The 17,453-nt window shown below is 36.2% G+C and carries 12 protein-coding genes; 7 read left to right on the forward strand and 5 right to left on the reverse strand.

The genetic code is table 11. From position 1 onward, the window contains the following. Positions 1–166 precede the first annotated feature (166 nt). Positions 167–901 (reverse strand): hypothetical protein, encoded by a 735-nt coding sequence (locus ACNC7R_RS08840; RefSeq protein ID WP_417940578.1) that lies wholly within the window; start codon positions 899–901, stop codon positions 167–169. Between the two features lie 221 nt (positions 902–1,122). Beyond that, positions 1,123–1,494: a hypothetical protein gene (locus ACNC7R_RS08845; RefSeq protein WP_417940579.1), complete on the reverse strand. Its 372-nt coding sequence runs from the start codon at positions 1,492–1,494 to the stop codon at positions 1,123–1,125. A gap of 183 nt (positions 1,495–1,677) precedes the next feature. Between ACNC7R_RS08845 and pyrR the strand changes: the two genes are divergently transcribed. The 7 genes from pyrR to ACNC7R_RS08880 all read left to right on the forward strand — a co-directional run bounded on the left by pyrR (position 1,678) and on the right by ACNC7R_RS08880 (position 7,238). Further along, the gene (gene pyrR, locus ACNC7R_RS08850; protein WP_417940580.1) at positions 1,678–2,217 is read left to right on the forward strand and encodes a bifunctional pyr operon transcriptional regulator/uracil phosphoribosyltransferase PyrR; all 540 of its coding nucleotides are present in this window, start codon (positions 1,678–1,680) and stop codon (positions 2,215–2,217) included. 30 nt (positions 2,218–2,247) lie between these two features. Continuing rightward, entirely contained in the window at positions 2,248–2,889 is a 642-nt protein-coding gene (locus tag ACNC7R_RS08855; protein ID WP_417940581.1) for a DUF6891 domain-containing protein, read from the forward strand. A gap of 80 nt (positions 2,890–2,969) precedes the next feature. Next, positions 2,970–3,896, forward strand: coding sequence for an aspartate carbamoyltransferase catalytic subunit (locus tag ACNC7R_RS08860; RefSeq protein WP_417940582.1), 927 nt, complete (start codon positions 2,970–2,972; stop codon positions 3,894–3,896). 269 nt (positions 3,897–4,165) lie between these two features. Next, positions 4,166–4,498 carry a ribonuclease Z gene (locus ACNC7R_RS08865; protein WP_417940584.1) on the forward strand — a complete coding sequence of 111 codons (333 nt, stop codon included), beginning with the start codon at positions 4,166–4,168 and terminating at the stop codon, positions 4,496–4,498. Positions 4,499–4,633: 135 nt separating this feature from the next. After that, positions 4,634–5,554: a ribonuclease Z gene (locus ACNC7R_RS08870; RefSeq protein ID WP_417940586.1), complete on the forward strand. Its 921-nt coding sequence runs from the start codon at positions 4,634–4,636 to the stop codon at positions 5,552–5,554. A 376-nt stretch (positions 5,555–5,930) separates the two neighbouring features. Beyond that, positions 5,931–6,575: a pyridoxamine 5'-phosphate oxidase gene (pdxH, locus tag ACNC7R_RS08875; protein WP_417940587.1), complete on the forward strand. Its 645-nt coding sequence runs from the start codon at positions 5,931–5,933 to the stop codon at positions 6,573–6,575. 165 nt (positions 6,576–6,740) lie between these two features. After that, on the forward strand, positions 6,741–7,238 hold the full coding sequence (locus ACNC7R_RS08880; RefSeq protein WP_417940588.1) for a CAP domain-containing protein: 498 nt from the start codon (positions 6,741–6,743) through the stop codon (positions 7,236–7,238). A gap of 124 nt (positions 7,239–7,362) precedes the next feature. Here ACNC7R_RS08880 and ACNC7R_RS08885 read toward each other — a convergent pair whose 3' ends face one another. From ACNC7R_RS08885 to ACNC7R_RS08895, 3 genes are all read right to left on the reverse strand, one after another. Then, positions 7,363–9,288: an OmpA family protein gene (locus ACNC7R_RS08885; RefSeq protein ID WP_417940589.1), complete on the reverse strand. Its 1,926-nt coding sequence runs from the start codon at positions 9,286–9,288 to the stop codon at positions 7,363–7,365. Positions 9,289–9,299: 11 nt separating this feature from the next. Continuing rightward, the gene (locus ACNC7R_RS08890; RefSeq protein WP_417940590.1) at positions 9,300–10,217 is read right to left on the reverse strand and encodes a type IX secretion system membrane protein PorP/SprF; all 918 of its coding nucleotides are present in this window, start codon (positions 10,215–10,217) and stop codon (positions 9,300–9,302) included. Positions 10,218–10,362: 145 nt separating this feature from the next. Next, entirely contained in the window at positions 10,363–17,208 is a 6,846-nt protein-coding gene (locus tag ACNC7R_RS08895) for an Ig-like domain-containing protein (RefSeq protein ID WP_417940591.1), read from the reverse strand. Positions 17,209–17,453: the final 245 nt, after the last annotated feature.

Below are 17,453 nucleotides of genomic sequence, written 5' to 3' on the forward strand. Positions count from 1 at the left end.
TAAATGAAAATAGTATGAACAATACCATTAACAATCTTGTAATTTTATTTTGCATGATTTTGAGTTTTTAAATTCAATTTAAAATTACATTACGAATCCGGAAGATGTGTTATAGAATTTTTTGGAAATGTTTTAGGATTATCGTTTGGCCATAGTATTTTTTATGTTACGGTTTAACAGCCTTAGAAAGTTTTTCTACTAGATCACCAATTTGAGTTAAATTAACATTTCCAGGTTTTGAACTTTCGGAAGAAACTCTTTTTCTTAGAGGGTCTTTGTGGATTTCTTCCAATGCAGTTTTTATGTAATGAATGTATTCTGCATTATCTTCACTGCAATTCTTTTTGAGTTGCTCTGAAAATCCGACGATAGATTTAGCAAGTACCATTTTGTAAGCGTAATCTTCAATTATATTTTTTTGTCTTATATATTGATTTGCACAAAAAACGGCTCCAATAATTGGAAAAGGCAATAATGAAACTCTTGCAATAAAAATAAAAGTATCATCGGTGATTTCTGTTACGATCCAAATACCGATGGATATTGATGTGATTAAACATAAAATAGCTCCAGTTATCCAGCTTCCAAAAATCCATTTATTATTGGCTTTGTCATATTGAACTTGAAATGATGCACTAATTCCTTCAGCAGTTTTATAATTTAAGGCTTGTTTGGCTGACTCAATTAAATTCGTAGCTTCATTAATTATGTTTTCTCTCTCTGTTTGATATTCTATTAATTTTTTGAAGTTTTGTTCTGTAGCAAATTCTAATTCAGTGAATTTTTGCTCTCGATCTTGAACTTTATTTGCAAAAGATGTGATTAGTTTTTCATTTGATTTACTTTCGTTTGCTGATATTGTTATTTGTTCTAGATTTTTATCTGCTTTACCTTTAGCCAAAGAAAGTTCATCATTGTAGTTTTTTATTCTTTCAGATTCTGAAATTAGATCATCCCTTCTTTTAAGTATTTCTTCTAATTCATTTTCGATCTCTTCTAATTTTTCTTTTGAAGAATTAATATTTTTATTTATGGTTTTATTATCAGATTCAATATTTTCTTTAGTAGCTTTAATTACTTCTAAATTTTCTTGAGCCTCAATTTTTAGCCTCGAAATATTTCCTATTTCTTGTTCGAATTCAATTTGTCGATCTGTTGTGTTCTAATATTGAAACTTCTTAAAAGTATTTTTAAGGCTTCGAATTGAGGGATAAAATTGTTAGGAGTTGAAAAATGTGTATTTATAGTATCTAAATAACTATGAATAGTACTTCTTTCTGAATATGTTGAAAGTGCTAGAAATTTGTTTGGAGATCTTGTCAAGGTTGAAATATCAATAAGGAGATTTTCAATTCCTGCAATAATCCCTTTATATGTATATTCATTTTCACTTCCATATGTATTGTCTTTGTTGTCTCGAATCGGTGCGGTTTTTATTTTTTCTCTAATTTCATCACGAATAATTCTAATGTTTTTAATTGAAGTTGTTTCCATAAGTTTAATTAGTTAGTTTTTGGTAATTGGCTAAAATATAGTTTTTTATGTAAATATTTATTAAGTAAACAGTGGATGTTTATAAATTTTAAAAAGTTGAATAAAAAAATATTTCCAACCCCAACACCCCAACAAATAAATTCCAATTCCGTATATTTGCGCAACCAAACATTACAATCACTTATGAGTCAAAAAGTATTACTTAATTCGAAAGAAGTTACTATCATACTCCATCGTTTGGCTTGTCAGTTAATCGAAAAACATCTTGATTTCTCTAATACCATTTTGGTCGGAATTCAGCCAAGAGGCGTTTTTTTAGCTGAACGTTTAAAACAAATATTAGAGAACGAATACCAGGTTCATGAAATTACTTTAGGTTATCTGGACATCACTTTTTTTAGAGATGATTTCCGTCGTACGGATAAACCGCTTGAAGCCAATAAAACCCAAATCAATTTTATAGTAGAAGACAAAAAAGTTATTTTTATCGATGATGTATTGTTTACAGGAAGAAGTATTCGTTCGGCTTTGACTGCCATTCAGTCTTTCGGGAGACCTTCAGAAATCGAATTACTGGTGTTAATCGACAGACGTTTTAGCCGTAATTTGCCTATTCAGCCCGATTACCGAGGCCGCCAGGTAGATGCTATTAATGGCGAAAAAGTAAAAGTGAGCTGGAAAGAAAATGACGGCGAAGATGTAGTGTATTTGGTTACCAATTAAAAGAAATCGTTAAAAATTGAAAACTGAGTCATGACAGAAAACGAAGCGTTCATTTATGAATCAATTTTTAATCAGGTAAGAATGGGATTTCTTTCTATTGATGAAATCAAAGAGAACATTATAGAAGAAATTGAAGATAACGAATTTGATGACGAAATTTCACAAGCATGGGCTTTTGAAATAATCGACGAAGAATACAAAAAACTGCTGGAAGAAATCAAACACTGGAAAACGCCAACAGATACCGAAAAGCTGATAAAAGCGTTTGATGAATTGGCAGACGAAAACATCATTGCGCTTCACAATGCCGGATATACAACAAGTGACGGCGAATACGAGGTTGTCGAGGTAGAAAGAGAACTTCAGGAAAATGGAGTGGTGTCAGACGGTTATTGTTTTTATCATGAACAAGATTTAGCAAGAGCAATTGCGATTGAAGATCCGGCTTTATATATCGCTTTTCAAAAAGTAGATAATTCAGATGAAGCAACTACTATCGCTGTAGGCAAGAAAGTTGCGGAAGTGCTAAGAAACAACGATTTTGAAGTCAACTGGAATGAATCGGCAAGGACAAAAATTGAAATTCCGGGTTTCAGATGGCAAAAGATTTTTGATGAAGATGACAGGGATTTACAGGATTACAGTGAAGTTGTAGACCGAATGATCCAATAGAGTAGCTGCTCTTTAAAGAAGCATTGGATGCCGGACATTTCGTCGTTCAGAATTTGACAAATAATATTAAAGAAACAAAAATGAAAGAATTAAGCGTAAATCATTTATTAGGAATTAAATATATCAACGAAAATGATATAAACCTGATTTTTGAAACGGCAGATCATTTTAAAGAAGTCATTAACCGGCCAATTAAAAAAGTTCCTTCATTACGAGATATTACCATTGCCAATATTTTCTTTGAAAACAGTACCAGAACCAAACTTTCCTTTGAGTTGGCGCAGAAACGTTTATCTGCTGATGTTATCAGTTTTTCTGCGGCTCAGTCTTCGGTTAAAAAAGGAGAAACCCTGATTGATACTGTAAACAATATCCTTTCGATGAAAGTGGATATGGTTGTTATGCGCCACTCTAATCCCGGAGCGGCTTATTTTTTATCTAAAAATGTTAAAGCCAGTATCGTAAACGCCGGAGACGGAGCACACGAACATCCAACTCAGGCTTTGTTAGACAGTTATTCAATCAGAGAAAAACTGGGCGATGTTGCCGGAAAAAAAGTCGTTATTGTGGGGGATATTCTCCATTCAAGAGTTGCCTTATCCAATATATATGCTCTGCAGATGCAGGGTGCAGAAGTAAAAGTCTGCGGACCAAAAACACTGATTCCAAGATATATTGAGTCGCTTGGTGTTACGGTTGAACCGAATTTACGCAAAGCGCTGGAATGGTGTGATGTGGCAAACATGCTTCGTGTACAAAACGAACGTATGGATGTGAATTTTTTCCCGTCAACACGTGAATATGCGCAGCAATACGGAGTGGATAAACCGCTTTTGGATTCCCTTGGAAAAGAAATCGTAATCATGCACCCGGGACCCATCAACAGGGGAGTAGAGATTACATCTGAAGTTGCCGACTCTGAACATTCGGTGATTTTGAATCAGGTAGAGAATGGTGTTGCGATTAGAATGGCGGTTATTTATCTTTTGGCTTCTAAAATTCAGTAGATTTAGTTTTGTTTCAGGTTTAATGTTTCAAGTTGCGTAACGTTTGTCATTTTGAGCGAAGGGAGAAATCACACTAGTAACTCCGCAATGTATGAGCCAATCTTTGTCGACTTACGAGTTGATTTCTCCAAAAAGGTCGAAATGATAAAACTTTTCAAACAAATATTCAAGATAAAGCAAAAACCTGAAACAAGAAACAACAAATAAAAAAACTTCTTACCTTTGCCTTCAGAAATATCAATTTTTATATAAGCCCCACAAATTATAAAATGAAAGTAGATCAAAAAGGACATACCGTTACTATTAAAGATACTCAGGGAGATTTTAAATCTTTTTTGGATAAAGTGACGCAGCAGTTTAAAACCTTTGAAAAACAAAATATTATTATCGATTTAACTTCGGATTCCAATTTATCTGAAAGTGATCTGAAGCTTTTTTTACCGCTTTCCAAACAGCAAAAAAAAGCAAAAAAATCATTTGTAATCGTAGCCACAGCACTTGATTTTAATGCTATTTCTGATAAATTAACTGTTGTTCCCTCTCTTTTGGAAGCTCACGACATTATCGAAATGGAGGAAATAGAAAGAGATTTAGGGTTTTAGTATTCCGTTATTTATATATTCATTCGTTTAAATAAATTAATAGATTAAATTTATTTGACTGTTTAATCATTTTTTTATCTATTTTTAGCCCTTGGCAATTAAAAGATTTTACCTGATAAACGAATAAATATAAAATTGAAGTTAACTATACTTGGCTGCTATGCCGCCACTCCAAGAACAATTACAAACCCTACGGCACAGGTTTTAGAAATCAAAAACAGGCTGTTTTTGATTGACTGTGGTGAAGGAACACAGGTTCAGCTTCGGAAAAATAAGATTAAATTCTCCAAAATTAATCACATTTTTATTTCGCATCTTCACGGAGACCATCTTTACGGATTAATTGGTACTGTTTCGACTTTTTCTCTGTTAGGTAGAACTGCCGACTTACATATTTATGGACCAAAAGGAATTAAAGAACTGATCCTTCTTCAATTGAAACTGACCGAATCATGGACTACTTACAGTTTGTTTTTTCATGAATTAGAATCAAAAGAAAGTGAAGTTGTTTTTGAAGATAAGAAAGTTATGATCAAAACTATTCCGTTAAAGCATCGGGTTTATACGAATGGTTATCTCTTTATAGAAAAACCAGACGAAAGAAAATTAAATATTGAAGCGGTTCAGCGTTATAATATTAATGTTGCTTATTATCAGAAAATAAAAAGCGGTCAAGATATTACGTTGGATGACGGAACTGTAATCGAAAACGAAAAACTGACTTTTGATCCAATTCTGCCAAAAAGTTATGCTTTCTGTTCTGATACAGTTTATAATGAAGCTATTATTCCGATTATAGAAAATGTTGATATTTTATATCACGAATCTACTTTTTTAGAATCCGAATCTGCTTTGGCACAAAAAACATTACATTCAACCGCCAAAGAAGCTGCAACGATTGCTTTGAAAGCAAATGCGAAGCAATTAATTTTAGGGCATTATTCAACAAGATACGAAACAATTCAACGTTTTAAGGAAGAAGCTGAAACCATTTTTTCAAATGTAGTTTTAGCAGATGATGGAGTTTCTTTTGAGTTTAGTGATGTGAAAAAGTAAAAAGTAAATAGTGAAGACTAAAGAGTAAATAGTAAAGAGTAAATAGTAAAGAGTAAAGAGTAAAGAGTAAAGAGTAAAGAGTAAAGAGTAAAGAGTAAAGAGTAAATAGTAAATAGTAAAGAGTAAATAGTAAAGAGTAAATAGTAAATAGTAAATAGTAAATAGTAAATAGTAAAGAGTAAATAGTAAATAGTAAATAGTAAAGAGTAAAGAGTAAAGAGTAAAGAGTAAAGAGTAAAGAGTAAAGAGTAAGAGTAAAGAGTAAAGAGTAAAGAGTAAAGAGTAAAGAGTAAAGAGTGAGATGTAATATTTTTTAGTTTTACTGTTATTATTTTGCATTTCACATCTTATAATTAACCTGTAGCAAAAATGAAAAATGAACGATTTAAGCAATTATAGGCGATCCTATGAAAAAAGTGAATTGTTAGAATCCTCTATTCCTGAAGATCCGATTAACCTTTTTAACCGGTGGTTTCATGAAGTAGAAGATTTTGGAGGTAGCGGAGAAGTAAATGCCATGACTGTTTCTACCATTGGGTTAGATGGTTTCCCCAAATCGAGAGTAGTTTTATTAAAGAAATTCTCTGAAGAGGGATTTGTTTTTTATACCAATTATAATTCGGAGAAAGGGAAGGCGATTGCAGCAAATCCGCACGTATGTCTCTCTTTTTTCTGGCCGGAAATGGAACGTCAGGTTATTATAAAAGGAATAGCTCAAAAAACTTCTGAGATTATATCAGACAATTATTTTGATTCGCGTCCTGAGGGAAGTAAATTAGGCGCTGTTGTTTCTAACCAAAGCGAAGTAATTCCGTCTAGGTCTTTTTTAGAAGAAAATTTAAAGAAACTGGAAAGTTTTTTTGAAGGGAAATCAATATCGCGACCCGAAAACTGGGGAGGTTATATCGTTTCTCCATTAGAGGTTGAATTCTGGCAAGGAAGAGCGAATAGACTACATGACAGAATCTGTTATAAAAGTCAGCCGGATTATAGTTGGAGTATACAGCGATTATCTCCCTAAAAAAAATAGTCTTTTTATTACAAATTTAAAAAAATAACGCATTTCATCGATTAAATTTGTCAATTAAACGATAATTTTGTTTTTTTGAAGTGTAAATTAATAACGTTTCCAAATATTAAAAAGAATTGTCCCAAATTCTGCTTTATATTTTAACCTAATTATTTTATGAAGAAACTGCTTAAGACAATAGTGCTTTTGGCTGTTGTCAATATTTTTGGTTCTTGTTCATCAGATTCAGTTGAAAGCAATAATGAATCTACATCTGGTCTTGTGACACAATATAATTACAATGCTTCAGAATTAGAAGTGATTGAGTTAATAAATGAGTATCGTGTAAGTATAGGATTGAATAGTTTAAAAACAGTCAATCATATCTCTTTTAAATCAGAAGAACACGATTATTATATGATTGCAAATAAAGTTGTAAATCATAATGATTTTGTAGCCCGTTCAGAGAATATTATTAACGTTCTGGGTGCTAAAAAAGTTGGAGAAAATATTGCATATAATTATCAAACCGCTGAAGGTGTTTTAAATGCCTGGTTAGATAGTCCATCCCATAAACAAAATATCGAAGGAGATTATACTCATTTTGGTATTGCTGTTAAAATTGATGCAGAAACTGGTAAAAAGTATTATACCAATATTTTTGCAAAAATTTAAAAAAGAGAGTTAGTATTCAGGTTTAGTTATTAAGTCGTTGTAAAGTGATGTTTGCAACGACTTATTTTTTTAAGAAGCTACCCCGAAGGGTAGCTAAGGTGAATTGGTTTTTGGTATTTTACTTTTATAAAGCGGTTATAATAAATTCGCTTCGTCTGTTTTCCTGGTGTTTTTCTTCGCTGCATTTTACATTATCAGAACATTCGTTTACAAGTTGTGTTTCGCCGTAGCCTCTGCCGGTTAAACGATTTTTTGCCACCCCGTTTGTAATAAGCCATTCGATGGTAGATTTTGCTCTTTTGTCTGACAAAGTTTCGTTGTATTTATGACTTGCCCTGCTGTCTGTATGGGAGCGAATATCAAGTTTCATTTTATGATTTTGATTGAGTACATCTAATATTTTTTCTAAATCCAGCGCAGCTTCTTCCCGGATGTTCGATTTGTCAAGGTCAAAATAAATCATTTTAATACCGAAACATTTTCCTAAATCATCCCCAATAGTAACTTTGCATTTAGCACTTTCTAAAGCTATCGGAAGATTTGTTCTGCCGGTTTTATCAGGAATTTCAATACTTACTTCTTTGGTGTTATATTCTGGTTTTTCTGCCCTCACATAATACGATTCTTTACATTCAACTTTAAAATTATAATTTCCGGTATCATCAGCATTGATGGTGCTTTTGAGATTCAAATTCCGGTCATATAAACTGACTTTTGCCCCCGGTAAAATCATTCCGGTAGCTTCATCGGTAATAAGACCATATAATTCCTGAGTACATTTTAATCTTCGTGTTTCCAGAAATTTATAAATATCATCAGAACCCTTACCTCCATCTTTGTTGGAACTAAAATAGCCTTCTCTTGTGTCTATGTTAATAGTATAGGCAAAATCATCTTTAGTTGAATTAATATCTGCACCAATATTTTGGATATCATTAATGCTTCCATCAGGATTAATCTGGCCTACAAAAACATCCAGTCCTCCAAGTCCGGGATGACCGTCTGAGGCAAAATAAATTTCGTTTTCATTACTGATATACGGAAATGTTTCCCTGCCTTCTGTGTTGATTGATGTTCCTAAATTTTGAGGTTTGCCGTATTCACCTTTTTCATTGATAGTGACTTTGTAGAGATCTGACTGACCAATACTGCCGGGCATATCAGAAGCAAAATATAAAGTTCTTTCATCAGGGCTAAGTGCAGGATGAGCAGTGCTGTAATTGTTGCTGCTGAAGGGAAGTTCTCTAATATTAGTCCATTTGCCATTTTCAAGAGTTGCTTTGTAAATTTTGATAAAAGTAATTTTGTTTTCATTTTTTCCTTTTTTTCCATCTAAATAATTATTACGTGTAAAATAGATCGTTTTTCCGTCTTTGGTAAGTATAGGAGAAGATTCGTGGAATTTGGTATTTAGTGCAGTTCTAAACTTTTTTACTTTTGCAGAATCTACATCAGTAACATATAAATTAGTAAAATATTCACCTGTCCATTTGTGTTTACGCTGTGAAAAATTACCGGTGTCACGAGCCGAAGCAAAATAAATTTTATTGTTCGCTACAAAAGCACTGTAGTCAGAATATTGTGAGTTGATTCCAGCATCTTCAATAGTATAGCGTCCTGAGTTGGCTTTGATCTTATCAAGGTAATTTACATTTTCTTTGTAAAGTTTAGCACGGTTGTCATTTTGATATTTAGAGTTAAATTCAGAGAGAATTTTATTAGCCAGGTCTGTATTACCAGTCGATTTTAGAGATTGGGCATATCTGTAATAAAATTCAGGTTCAGGATTTGCATTCATGCCAAATAACTCTCCGTACCATTTTACAGCACCTTCAAAATCAGAATTAAAATAATAAGAATTCCCAAGTTTTTTAAACATATTTTCTGATTTGTATCCTTTCCGGGCTACTCTTTCATAGGTTTTTATGGCATCGATGTAAGCATAACCATCGTATTTTTTATCAGCAGCGTTCACTTTCGATTGTTGGGAATAACATCTGAATGAAAAAACACTTACTATTGTGAAGCAAAGTAGTATAAACTTTTTCATGATAACTATTTTTAGAAGAAACGAGGAGTTGTTATTTTACCATTTTTAGTGACAAATTCATAGCGCAGGAATATTTCATGGGATCCTGAGTTGTAATTGTTTAAGTTGGTGGTTTCACGATCGTAGCCATACCCCAGATAGAGGCCATCAGTAATCTGAAACCCAATCATAGCGCTTAATGAAGCACTCCATCGGTAAGCAACACCCACTATAAATTTGTCGATAAGCATGAAATTGGCGGATACATCTACTTGTAGTGGGGCTCCTTCTACCATTTTGGTCAGCAACGCAGGTTTAAATTTTATATATTGGTATTTGTCCAGATCAAAAACATATCCGGCCATAAAGTAATAATTGATCTTATCTTTATAAATGACAACATCATTGTCATTGTAACGATTTGTTTCGATAAAATTCGGTACAGATAAACCTAGATAAGCTTTATCGGAATGCCAGTAAATCCCTGCACCGAGATTAGGAGAAAATTTATTGTTAAAATCCTGAAATTGAGGATCTCCTGCAACATCTGGATTCAATTTATTAACATCTAGATTGAACATGTTTGCTGTGCCTTTAATACCAAAAGACAATTTAAAATCAGCTGATGTCTGTACAGTGTAAGAAATATCAACAGAGAAGTTGGTTTCATTTGTAGGGCCAATTTTGTCATTAAGCAAAGAGGCTCCTATACCTAAATTACTGTTGTTTATTGGGCTATTGAAAGACAGGCAACCAGTTTCTGGAGCACCATCCAGTCCAACCCACTGCGTACGGTATAAACCGAAAATGCTTAAAGCTCCACGAGAACCTGCATAGGCAGGATTGATGTTTATGGTGTTGTACATGTATTGCGTAAATTGAGCATCTTGCTGTGCAAAACTTACCATGGATACGAACATAATAGCGAAGGAAAATAATTTTGTTCTCATAGTAGATATTTTTTTTGCAATTATTACTAATGATTTTTACCAATAAAATCCTTAATAATAAGTCCTGATATTCACTTACTCAAACAAGGATTTTTATTATTTCGCAATTCTATATAAGAACTTTACACAGAATTGCGAGAGGTATTTATTTCGACAAATAAAGAAAACCGTCTTTTCTATTAGACTGCAGTACATTATTACCGTCTAATGACTTGTAATTAATGATATAAAAGTAGGTTCCTGTAGGCAGCCCTTCAGATTGTTTGATTGTTGTTCTGCCTCTGGAAGTCCCGTCAAAAGCGTTAGTAGTGTTGTTGTAATTAGTAGTTTCGAATACCAGTATTCCCCAGCGATTAAAGATTTCTACAGTATTTTCAGGATAACAGATTGTCTGATCAATATTGTCAATTTTGAAAAAATCATTGATGCCGTCACCATTAGGAGAGAAAGCATTATGAACTACTACATTCTCGCATGCTAGTACTCTGCAGTCATCATTTACGATTAAATTTAATGATACACTTTTTGGGCAATCTTCGTTAGTGGTCTTATATTCAAAAGTATAACTGCCTAATGTAAGACCAAAAACAGTAAGTATATTTCCCTGTAATGCATTAGTACCGCTTTTGTCTGTCCAGATTCCTGTTCTGGAAATGCCTTCAGGCAATAAATTGGAAAGGTTTAGCGGTGATGAGTCAGCATTACAGGCATCACTGTTAAGGTTGACAATAACATTTTCAGGTTGCGTGATGGTCACAGTAGCTGTTGCTGAACAAAACTGGTTGTTATTGTTTACTGATGATGTCGCTGTAAGTGTATAGACTCCGGCGCGTAAATTAGTATTACCTACCACTTCATTATTTTGATTTCTGATGACAACTACAGAACCCGGGCTGCTAGTCACTAAAATAGCCCCGTTACTACCTTCAAAGCAGGTAACATTCGAAGCTGTTCCCGTTACTGAAATTTTATTTTCGACAGTAAAGGTTTGTACCAGTTCAGTTTTGTTACCTGCACAATCTGTTAAGGTATAGGTTCTGGTTAAAATATATGCATTTCCATCGCAGACGCTTCCTCCATTGTTCGAATCAGTTATCGAAATGTTTACGCTCTCGCTGCAATTATCTGCTGCATCTATTATATCTTTTGGATTTCCGGCAGGTATATTTTCAATACTTTGTAAATTAGTTACACTTGCAGGAGCAGTTCCTGTAGGTGCTTTTATATCTCTTACTGTTATAATTTGAGTGTGTGAAGCAGTATTTCCGCTGCAATCAATTGTTGTCCATGTACGAGTTAAAGTGTAATTTGTAGGACATTCATTTTGGATATTACTTTTTGTTTCAGAAAAAACAATTGGTAAATTACTATTACAATTATCAGAAACTTCTATTGTGGCTGGTTCAGGAACTGCATCACAGGAAACAGTAATGTTTGAAGGAAGATTTCCTGCAAACATGGGCGCAGTGGTATCTTCGATAGTGATGACTTGCGTGAAAGTCTCAGAAGTATTGCCGCAATCGTCTTTTACCGTCCAGGTGTTGGTATAGGTTCCTGCATTTGCGCATCCTTCAGCAGCGATGAACTGACCGCTAACTTTTACGATATTGGAGAGATCGGCATCACAAAGATCAGAAGCAACAGGGAACATGGCCTGCGCGTTTGCCAAACCTGAAAGATCGCTGCACTGAAGTGTCATATTCAAAGAATTGATTTGAGTTGTCCAGGTTGGCGCAGTGGTGTCTTCGATTGTTATTATTTGAGTGAAAGTCTCGGAAGTGTTTCCGCAATCGTCTTTTACAGTCCAGGTGTTGGTGTAGGTTCCTGCATTTGCACAGCCTTCAGCAGCGATGAACTGACCGCTAACTTTTACGATATTGGACACATCGGCATCACAAAGATCAGAAGCTACAGGGAACATGGCCTGTGCGTTTGTCAAGCCTGAAGTGTCGCTGCATTGTAGAGTTATGTCCAAAGAACCCATTTCAGTTGCCCATGTTGGCGCAGTGGTGTCTTCAATGGTTATCACTTGCGTGAAAGTCTCAGAAGTATTGCCGCAATCGTCTTTTACAGTCCAGGTGTTGGTATAGGTTCCTGCATTTGCGCATCCTTCAGCAGCGATGAACTGACCGCTAACTTTTACGATATTGGAGAGATCGGCATCACAAAGATCAGAAGCAACAGGGAACATGGCCTGCGCGTTTGCCAAACCTGAAAGATCGCTGCACTGAAGTGTCATATTCAAAGAATTGATTTGAGTTGTCCAGGTTGGCGCAGTGGTGTCTTCGATTGTTATTATTTGAGTGAAAGTCTCGGAAGTGTTTCCGCAATCGTCTTTTACAGTCCAGGTGTTGGTGTAGGTTCCTGCATTTGCACAGCCTTCAGCAGCGATGAACTGACCGCTAACTTTTACGATATTGGACACATCGGCATCACAAAGATCAGAAGCTACAGGGAACATGGCCTGTGCGTTTGTCAAGCCTGAAGTGTCGCTGCATTGTAGAGTTATGTCCAAAGAACCCATTTCAGTTGCCCATGTTGGCGCAGTGGTGTCTTCAATGGTTATCACTTGCGTGAAAGTCTCAGAAGTATTGCCGCAATCGTCTTTTACAGTCCAGGTGTTGGTATAGGTTCCTGCATTTGCGCATCCTTCAGCAGCGATGAACTGACCGCTAACTTTTACGATATTGGAGAGATCGGCATCACAAAGATCAGAAGCAACAGGGAACATGGCCTGCGCGTTTGCCAAACCTGAAAGATCGCTGCACTGAAGTGTCATATTCAAAGAATTGATTTGAGTTGTCCAGGTTGGCGCAGTGGTGTCTTCGATTGTTATTATTTGAGTGAAAGTCTCGGAAGTGTTTCCGCAATCGTCTTTTACAGTCCAGGTGTTGGTGTAGGTTCCTGCATTTGCGCAACTTTCAGCAGCGATGAACTGACCGCTAACTTTTACGATATTGGACACATCGGCATCACAAAGATCAGAAGCTATTGGAAACAAAGCTTGCGCGTTTGTCAAACCTGAAAGATCGCTGCATTGTAGAGTTATGTCCAAAGAACCCATTTCAGTTGCCCATGTTGGCGCAGTGGTGTCTTCAATGGTTATCACTTGAGTGAAAGTCTCAGAAGTATTACCACAATCGTCTTTTACGGTCCAGGTATTGGTGTAGCTTCCTGCATTTGCACAGCCTTCAGCAGCGATGAACTGACCGCTAACTTTTACGATATTGGAGAGATCGGCATCACAAAGATCAGAAGCAACCGGGAACATGGCCTGTGCGTTTGTCAAACCTGCTGTGTCGCTGCATTGTAGAGTTATGTCCAAAGAACCCATTTCAGTTGCCCATGTTGGCGCAGTGGTATCTTCGATAGTGATGACTTGCGTGAAAGTCTCTGAAGTATTACCGCAATCGTCTTTTACAGTCCAGGTGTTGGTATAGGTTCCTGCATTTGCACAACTTTCAGCAGCGATGAACTGACCGCTAACTTTTACGATATTGGACACATCGGCATCACAAAGATCAGAAGCTATTGGAAACAAAGCTTGCGCGTTTGTCAAACCTGAAAGATCGCTGCACTGAAGTGTTATATTCAAAGAATTGATTTGAGTTGTCCAGGTTGGCGCAGTGGTGTCTTCAATGGTTATCACTTGCGTGAAAGTCTCAGAAGTATTGCCGCAATCGTCTTTTACAGTCCAGGTGTTGGTGTAGGTTCCTGCATTTGCGCAACTTTCAGAAGCGATAAACTGACCGCTAACTTTTACGATATTGGAGAGATCGGCATCACAAAGATCAGAAGCAACCGGGAACATGGCCTGCGCGTTTGCCAAACCTGAAAGATCGCTGCACTGAAGTGTCATATTCAAAGAATTGATTTGAGTTGTCCAGGTTGGCGCAGTGGTGTCTTCGATTGTTATTATTTGAGTGAAAGTCTCGGAAGTGTTTCCGCAATCGTCTTTTACAGTCCAGGTGTTGGTGTAGGTTCCTGCATTTGCGCAACTTTCAGAAGCGATAAACTGACCGCTAACTTTTACGATATTGGATACATCGGCATCACAAAGATCAGAAGCGACAGGGAACATGGCCTGTGCGTTTGTCAAGCCTGAAGTGTCGCTGCATTGTAGAGTTATGTCCAAAGAACCCATTTCAGTTGCCCATGTTGGCGCAGTGGTGTCTTCAATGGTTATCACTTGCGTGAAAGTCTCAGAAGTATTGCCGCAATCGTCTTTTACAGTCCAGGTGTTGGTATAGGTTCCTGCATTTGTGCAACCTTCAGCAGCGATGAACTGACCGCTAACTTTTACGATATTGGTCACATCGGCATCACAAAGATCAGAAGCAACCGGGAACATGGCCTGCGCGTTTGCCAAACCTGAAAGATCACTGCACTGAAGTGTCATATTCAAAGAATTGATTTGAGTTGTCCAGGTTGGCGCAGTGGTGTCTTCGATTGTTATTATTTGAGTGAAAGTCTCAGAAGTATTACCGCAATCGTCTTTTACAGTCCAGGTATTGGTGTAGGTTCCTGCATTTGCGCAACTTTCAGAAGCGATAAACTGACCGCTAACTTTTACGATATTGGAGAGATCGGCATCACAAAGATCAGAAGCGACAGGGAATATGGCCTGTGCGTTTGTCAAGCCTGAAGTGTCGCTGCATTGTAGAGTTATGTCCAAAGAACCCATTTCAGTTGCCCATGTTGGCGCAGTGGTGTCTTCAATGGTTATCACTTGCGTGAAAGTCTCAGAAGTATTGCCGCAATCGTCTTTTACAGTCCAGGTGTTGGTGTAGGTTCCTGCATTTGCGCAACTTTCAGAAGCGATAAACTGACCGCTAACTTTTACGATATTGGAGAGATCGGCATCACAAAGATCAGAAGCAACCGGGAACATGGCCTGCGCGTTTGCCAAACCTGAAAGATCGCTGCACTGAAGTGTCATATTCAAAGAATTGATTTGAGTTGTCCAGGTTGGCGCAGTGGTGTCTTCGATTGTTATTATTTGAGTGAAAGTCTCGGAAGTGTTTCCGCAATCGTCTTTTACAGTCCAGGTGTTGGTGTAGGTTCCTGCATTTGCGCAACTTTCAGAAGCGATAAACTGACCGCTAACTTTTACGATATTGGATACATCGGCATCACAAAGATCAGAAGCTATTGGAAACAAAGCTTGCGCGTTTAACAAACCTGAAAGATCACTGCATTCAAGAGTTACATTTAAAGCATTAGCAGCAGTTGTCCATATTGGAGCTGTGGTATCCTGAATTGTAATTACCTGAGTGAAAGTTGTTGATGAATTGTTACAAACATCTTTTGCTTCCCAGGTGTTGGTATAAGTTCCGGAGTTGATACAAGAGCCTGCTACAAAGCTTCCGCTTGTTTTGGTATAGGTTAGGGTTCCTCCACAATTATCGGTTGCGATTGGAGCAGCAGCCTGAGCAGTATCCAAACCGGAAACATCACTACATTGTAAAGTCACATTCAAAGCATTGGCAGCAGTTGTCCAAATTGGAGCTGTGGTATCCTGAATGGTGATTACCTGGGTGAAAGTTGTTGATGAGTTGTTACAAACATCTTTAGCAACCCATGTATTAGTGTAAGTTCCGGAGTTGATACAAGAACCTGCTGTAAAGCTTCCGCTTGTTTTGGTATAGGTTACGGTTTCTCCACAATTATCGGTTGCGATTGGAGCAGCAACCTGGGCTGTTGCTAAACCTGATGTATCACTACATTGTAAAGTCAAATTTAAGGCATTTGTAGTAGTTGTCCAGATTGGAGCAGTTGTGTCATTAACAGTAACTATTTTTTCACAAGTAGAACTGCATCCGTTTAAAGTAGTAGTTAATAATAATTTAAACGTTGTATTGCAAGTAGAACCAGCTAAAACAGTTACGTTTTGTGCATTTGAAGCAGATGTGATTGTAGCACCATTTGCAGTTGCTGAAGGCAAAGACCACGCATAAGTAGTCATATTGGCTGGAGCCGTATAAATATTAGAAGAAGACAAACATACAGGACCGGAAGTACCAGCAATGGAACAACCAGTAGGAGTATTTACCGTTACAGTTGCTTCACTTGTAGCAATAGCATTTCCAGAGCATAAACCTGAATTAGAAAATATTGCTCTGAATTTGGTAGTTTCTGTTAAATTAGCTATGTCATAAGCTGTTAAACCTGCAGTATTAGGAATATCTACCCAAACTGAAAATGGAGAAACAGATGATTGCCACTTACTTACAGTAGAATTAGCATTGAGACCGGTTATTGTTAAAGCGCTGCTAGCCCCTGAACAAATAGTCGCGTTTGGTCCAACTGTACCTTTTAGTGGAATTCCAAAAGTAAGCGGGGTATTAATACATTGACTTGAATTAGGTGAGTTCCCACTAACAGATGCTAATTTTGTAACATTGATTATACCAGGGTTATTTGGATCACAAATATTAATTCCTAAACTTCCAAAAGGAATATTAAATTCTAAAAAGGTAGCACCAGAATTACAATTTGCGTTACCAGACTGCGCAGCAAGGCCTGGAGGGATAACGTTAGTTTGAGTTTTAACATTTCCATTTCCGGTATATAAAGTAAAACCATTTCCGTTAGAATTAATCTCTAAGATATATTCAGCACCACCTACACTGATGGTACCTCCAAATGAGTCTGATGTTAATCCGGTTAAAGGATCATTATTGGTATCTAAGTACAATCTAAAAAGAGCTGAACCACCATTACCAATGTCCATACCTAATCTTAATACTTGATTTTGAGTGTCAACTTTAGCGTGAATAGTTCCAATTTGACACGTTGAAGAAGGATTGGCTAATAATAGCTTGCTGTAAACAGTGCCAGTTGCATATTCATCACCAACTGTATTGGGGCCTGGGCAATAATCTCCATCAAATGTATTTTGAGAATAGCCTTTTGTAATAAATATTAGCATGAACGTTATGAAAACGTTTCTAATATTCTTAAATGCAAAAAAATAAGTAATGATTTTCATAATCTCTAATTTTATTAAGTTAGGATTAAAATGTTTTTAGACTTCTGCCTTTTATAGAATTTTTGGGGATATTCTGTTGTAAGGCTTATAGATTATGAATTTGAAAATAATGAAGTGGTATTGTGATTATTTCAAAAAATTAACAGAAAATCTATGAATCAAAATTATATACATTGGTTTAATTATGTTTCTTTTATCTGTAACTAACCTGAAAAAACGTTGAATGACATATTGTTTTGTTAAAT

Origin of the sequence: Flavobacterium adiutor (assembly GCF_048282555.1) — a bacterium.
Lineage (GTDB): Bacteria > Bacteroidota > Bacteroidia > Flavobacteriales > Flavobacteriaceae > Flavobacterium.

What these genes read in the sequence shown, in the direction of transcription:
- ACNC7R_RS08845 (WP_417940579.1), bottom strand. Translation starts at nt 1,494, where the DNA reads ATGGAAACAACTTCAATTAAAAACATTAGAATTATTCGTGATGAAATT.
- pyrR (WP_417940580.1), top strand. Translation starts at nt 1,678, where the DNA reads ATGAGTCAAAAAGTATTACTTAATTCGAAAGAAGTTACTATCATACTC.
- ACNC7R_RS08855 (WP_417940581.1), top strand. Translation starts at nt 2,248, where the DNA reads ATGACAGAAAACGAAGCGTTCATTTATGAATCAATTTTTAATCAGGTA.
- ACNC7R_RS08860 (WP_417940582.1), top strand. Translation starts at nt 2,970, where the DNA reads ATGAAAGAATTAAGCGTAAATCATTTATTAGGAATTAAATATATCAAC.
- ACNC7R_RS08865 (WP_417940584.1), top strand. Translation starts at nt 4,166, where the DNA reads ATGAAAGTAGATCAAAAAGGACATACCGTTACTATTAAAGATACTCAG.
- pdxH (WP_417940587.1), top strand. Translation starts at nt 5,931, where the DNA reads ATGAACGATTTAAGCAATTATAGGCGATCCTATGAAAAAAGTGAATTG.
- ACNC7R_RS08880 (WP_417940588.1), top strand. Translation starts at nt 6,741, where the DNA reads ATGAAGAAACTGCTTAAGACAATAGTGCTTTTGGCTGTTGTCAATATT.
- ACNC7R_RS08885 (WP_417940589.1), bottom strand. Translation starts at nt 9,288, where the DNA reads ATGAAAAAGTTTATACTACTTTGCTTCACAATAGTAAGTGTTTTTTCA.
- ACNC7R_RS08890 (WP_417940590.1), bottom strand. Translation starts at nt 10,217, where the DNA reads ATGAGAACAAAATTATTTTCCTTCGCTATTATGTTCGTATCCATGGTA.
- ACNC7R_RS08895 (WP_417940591.1), bottom strand. Translation starts at nt 17,208, where the DNA reads ATGAAAATCATTACTTATTTTTTTGCATTTAAGAATATTAGAAACGTT.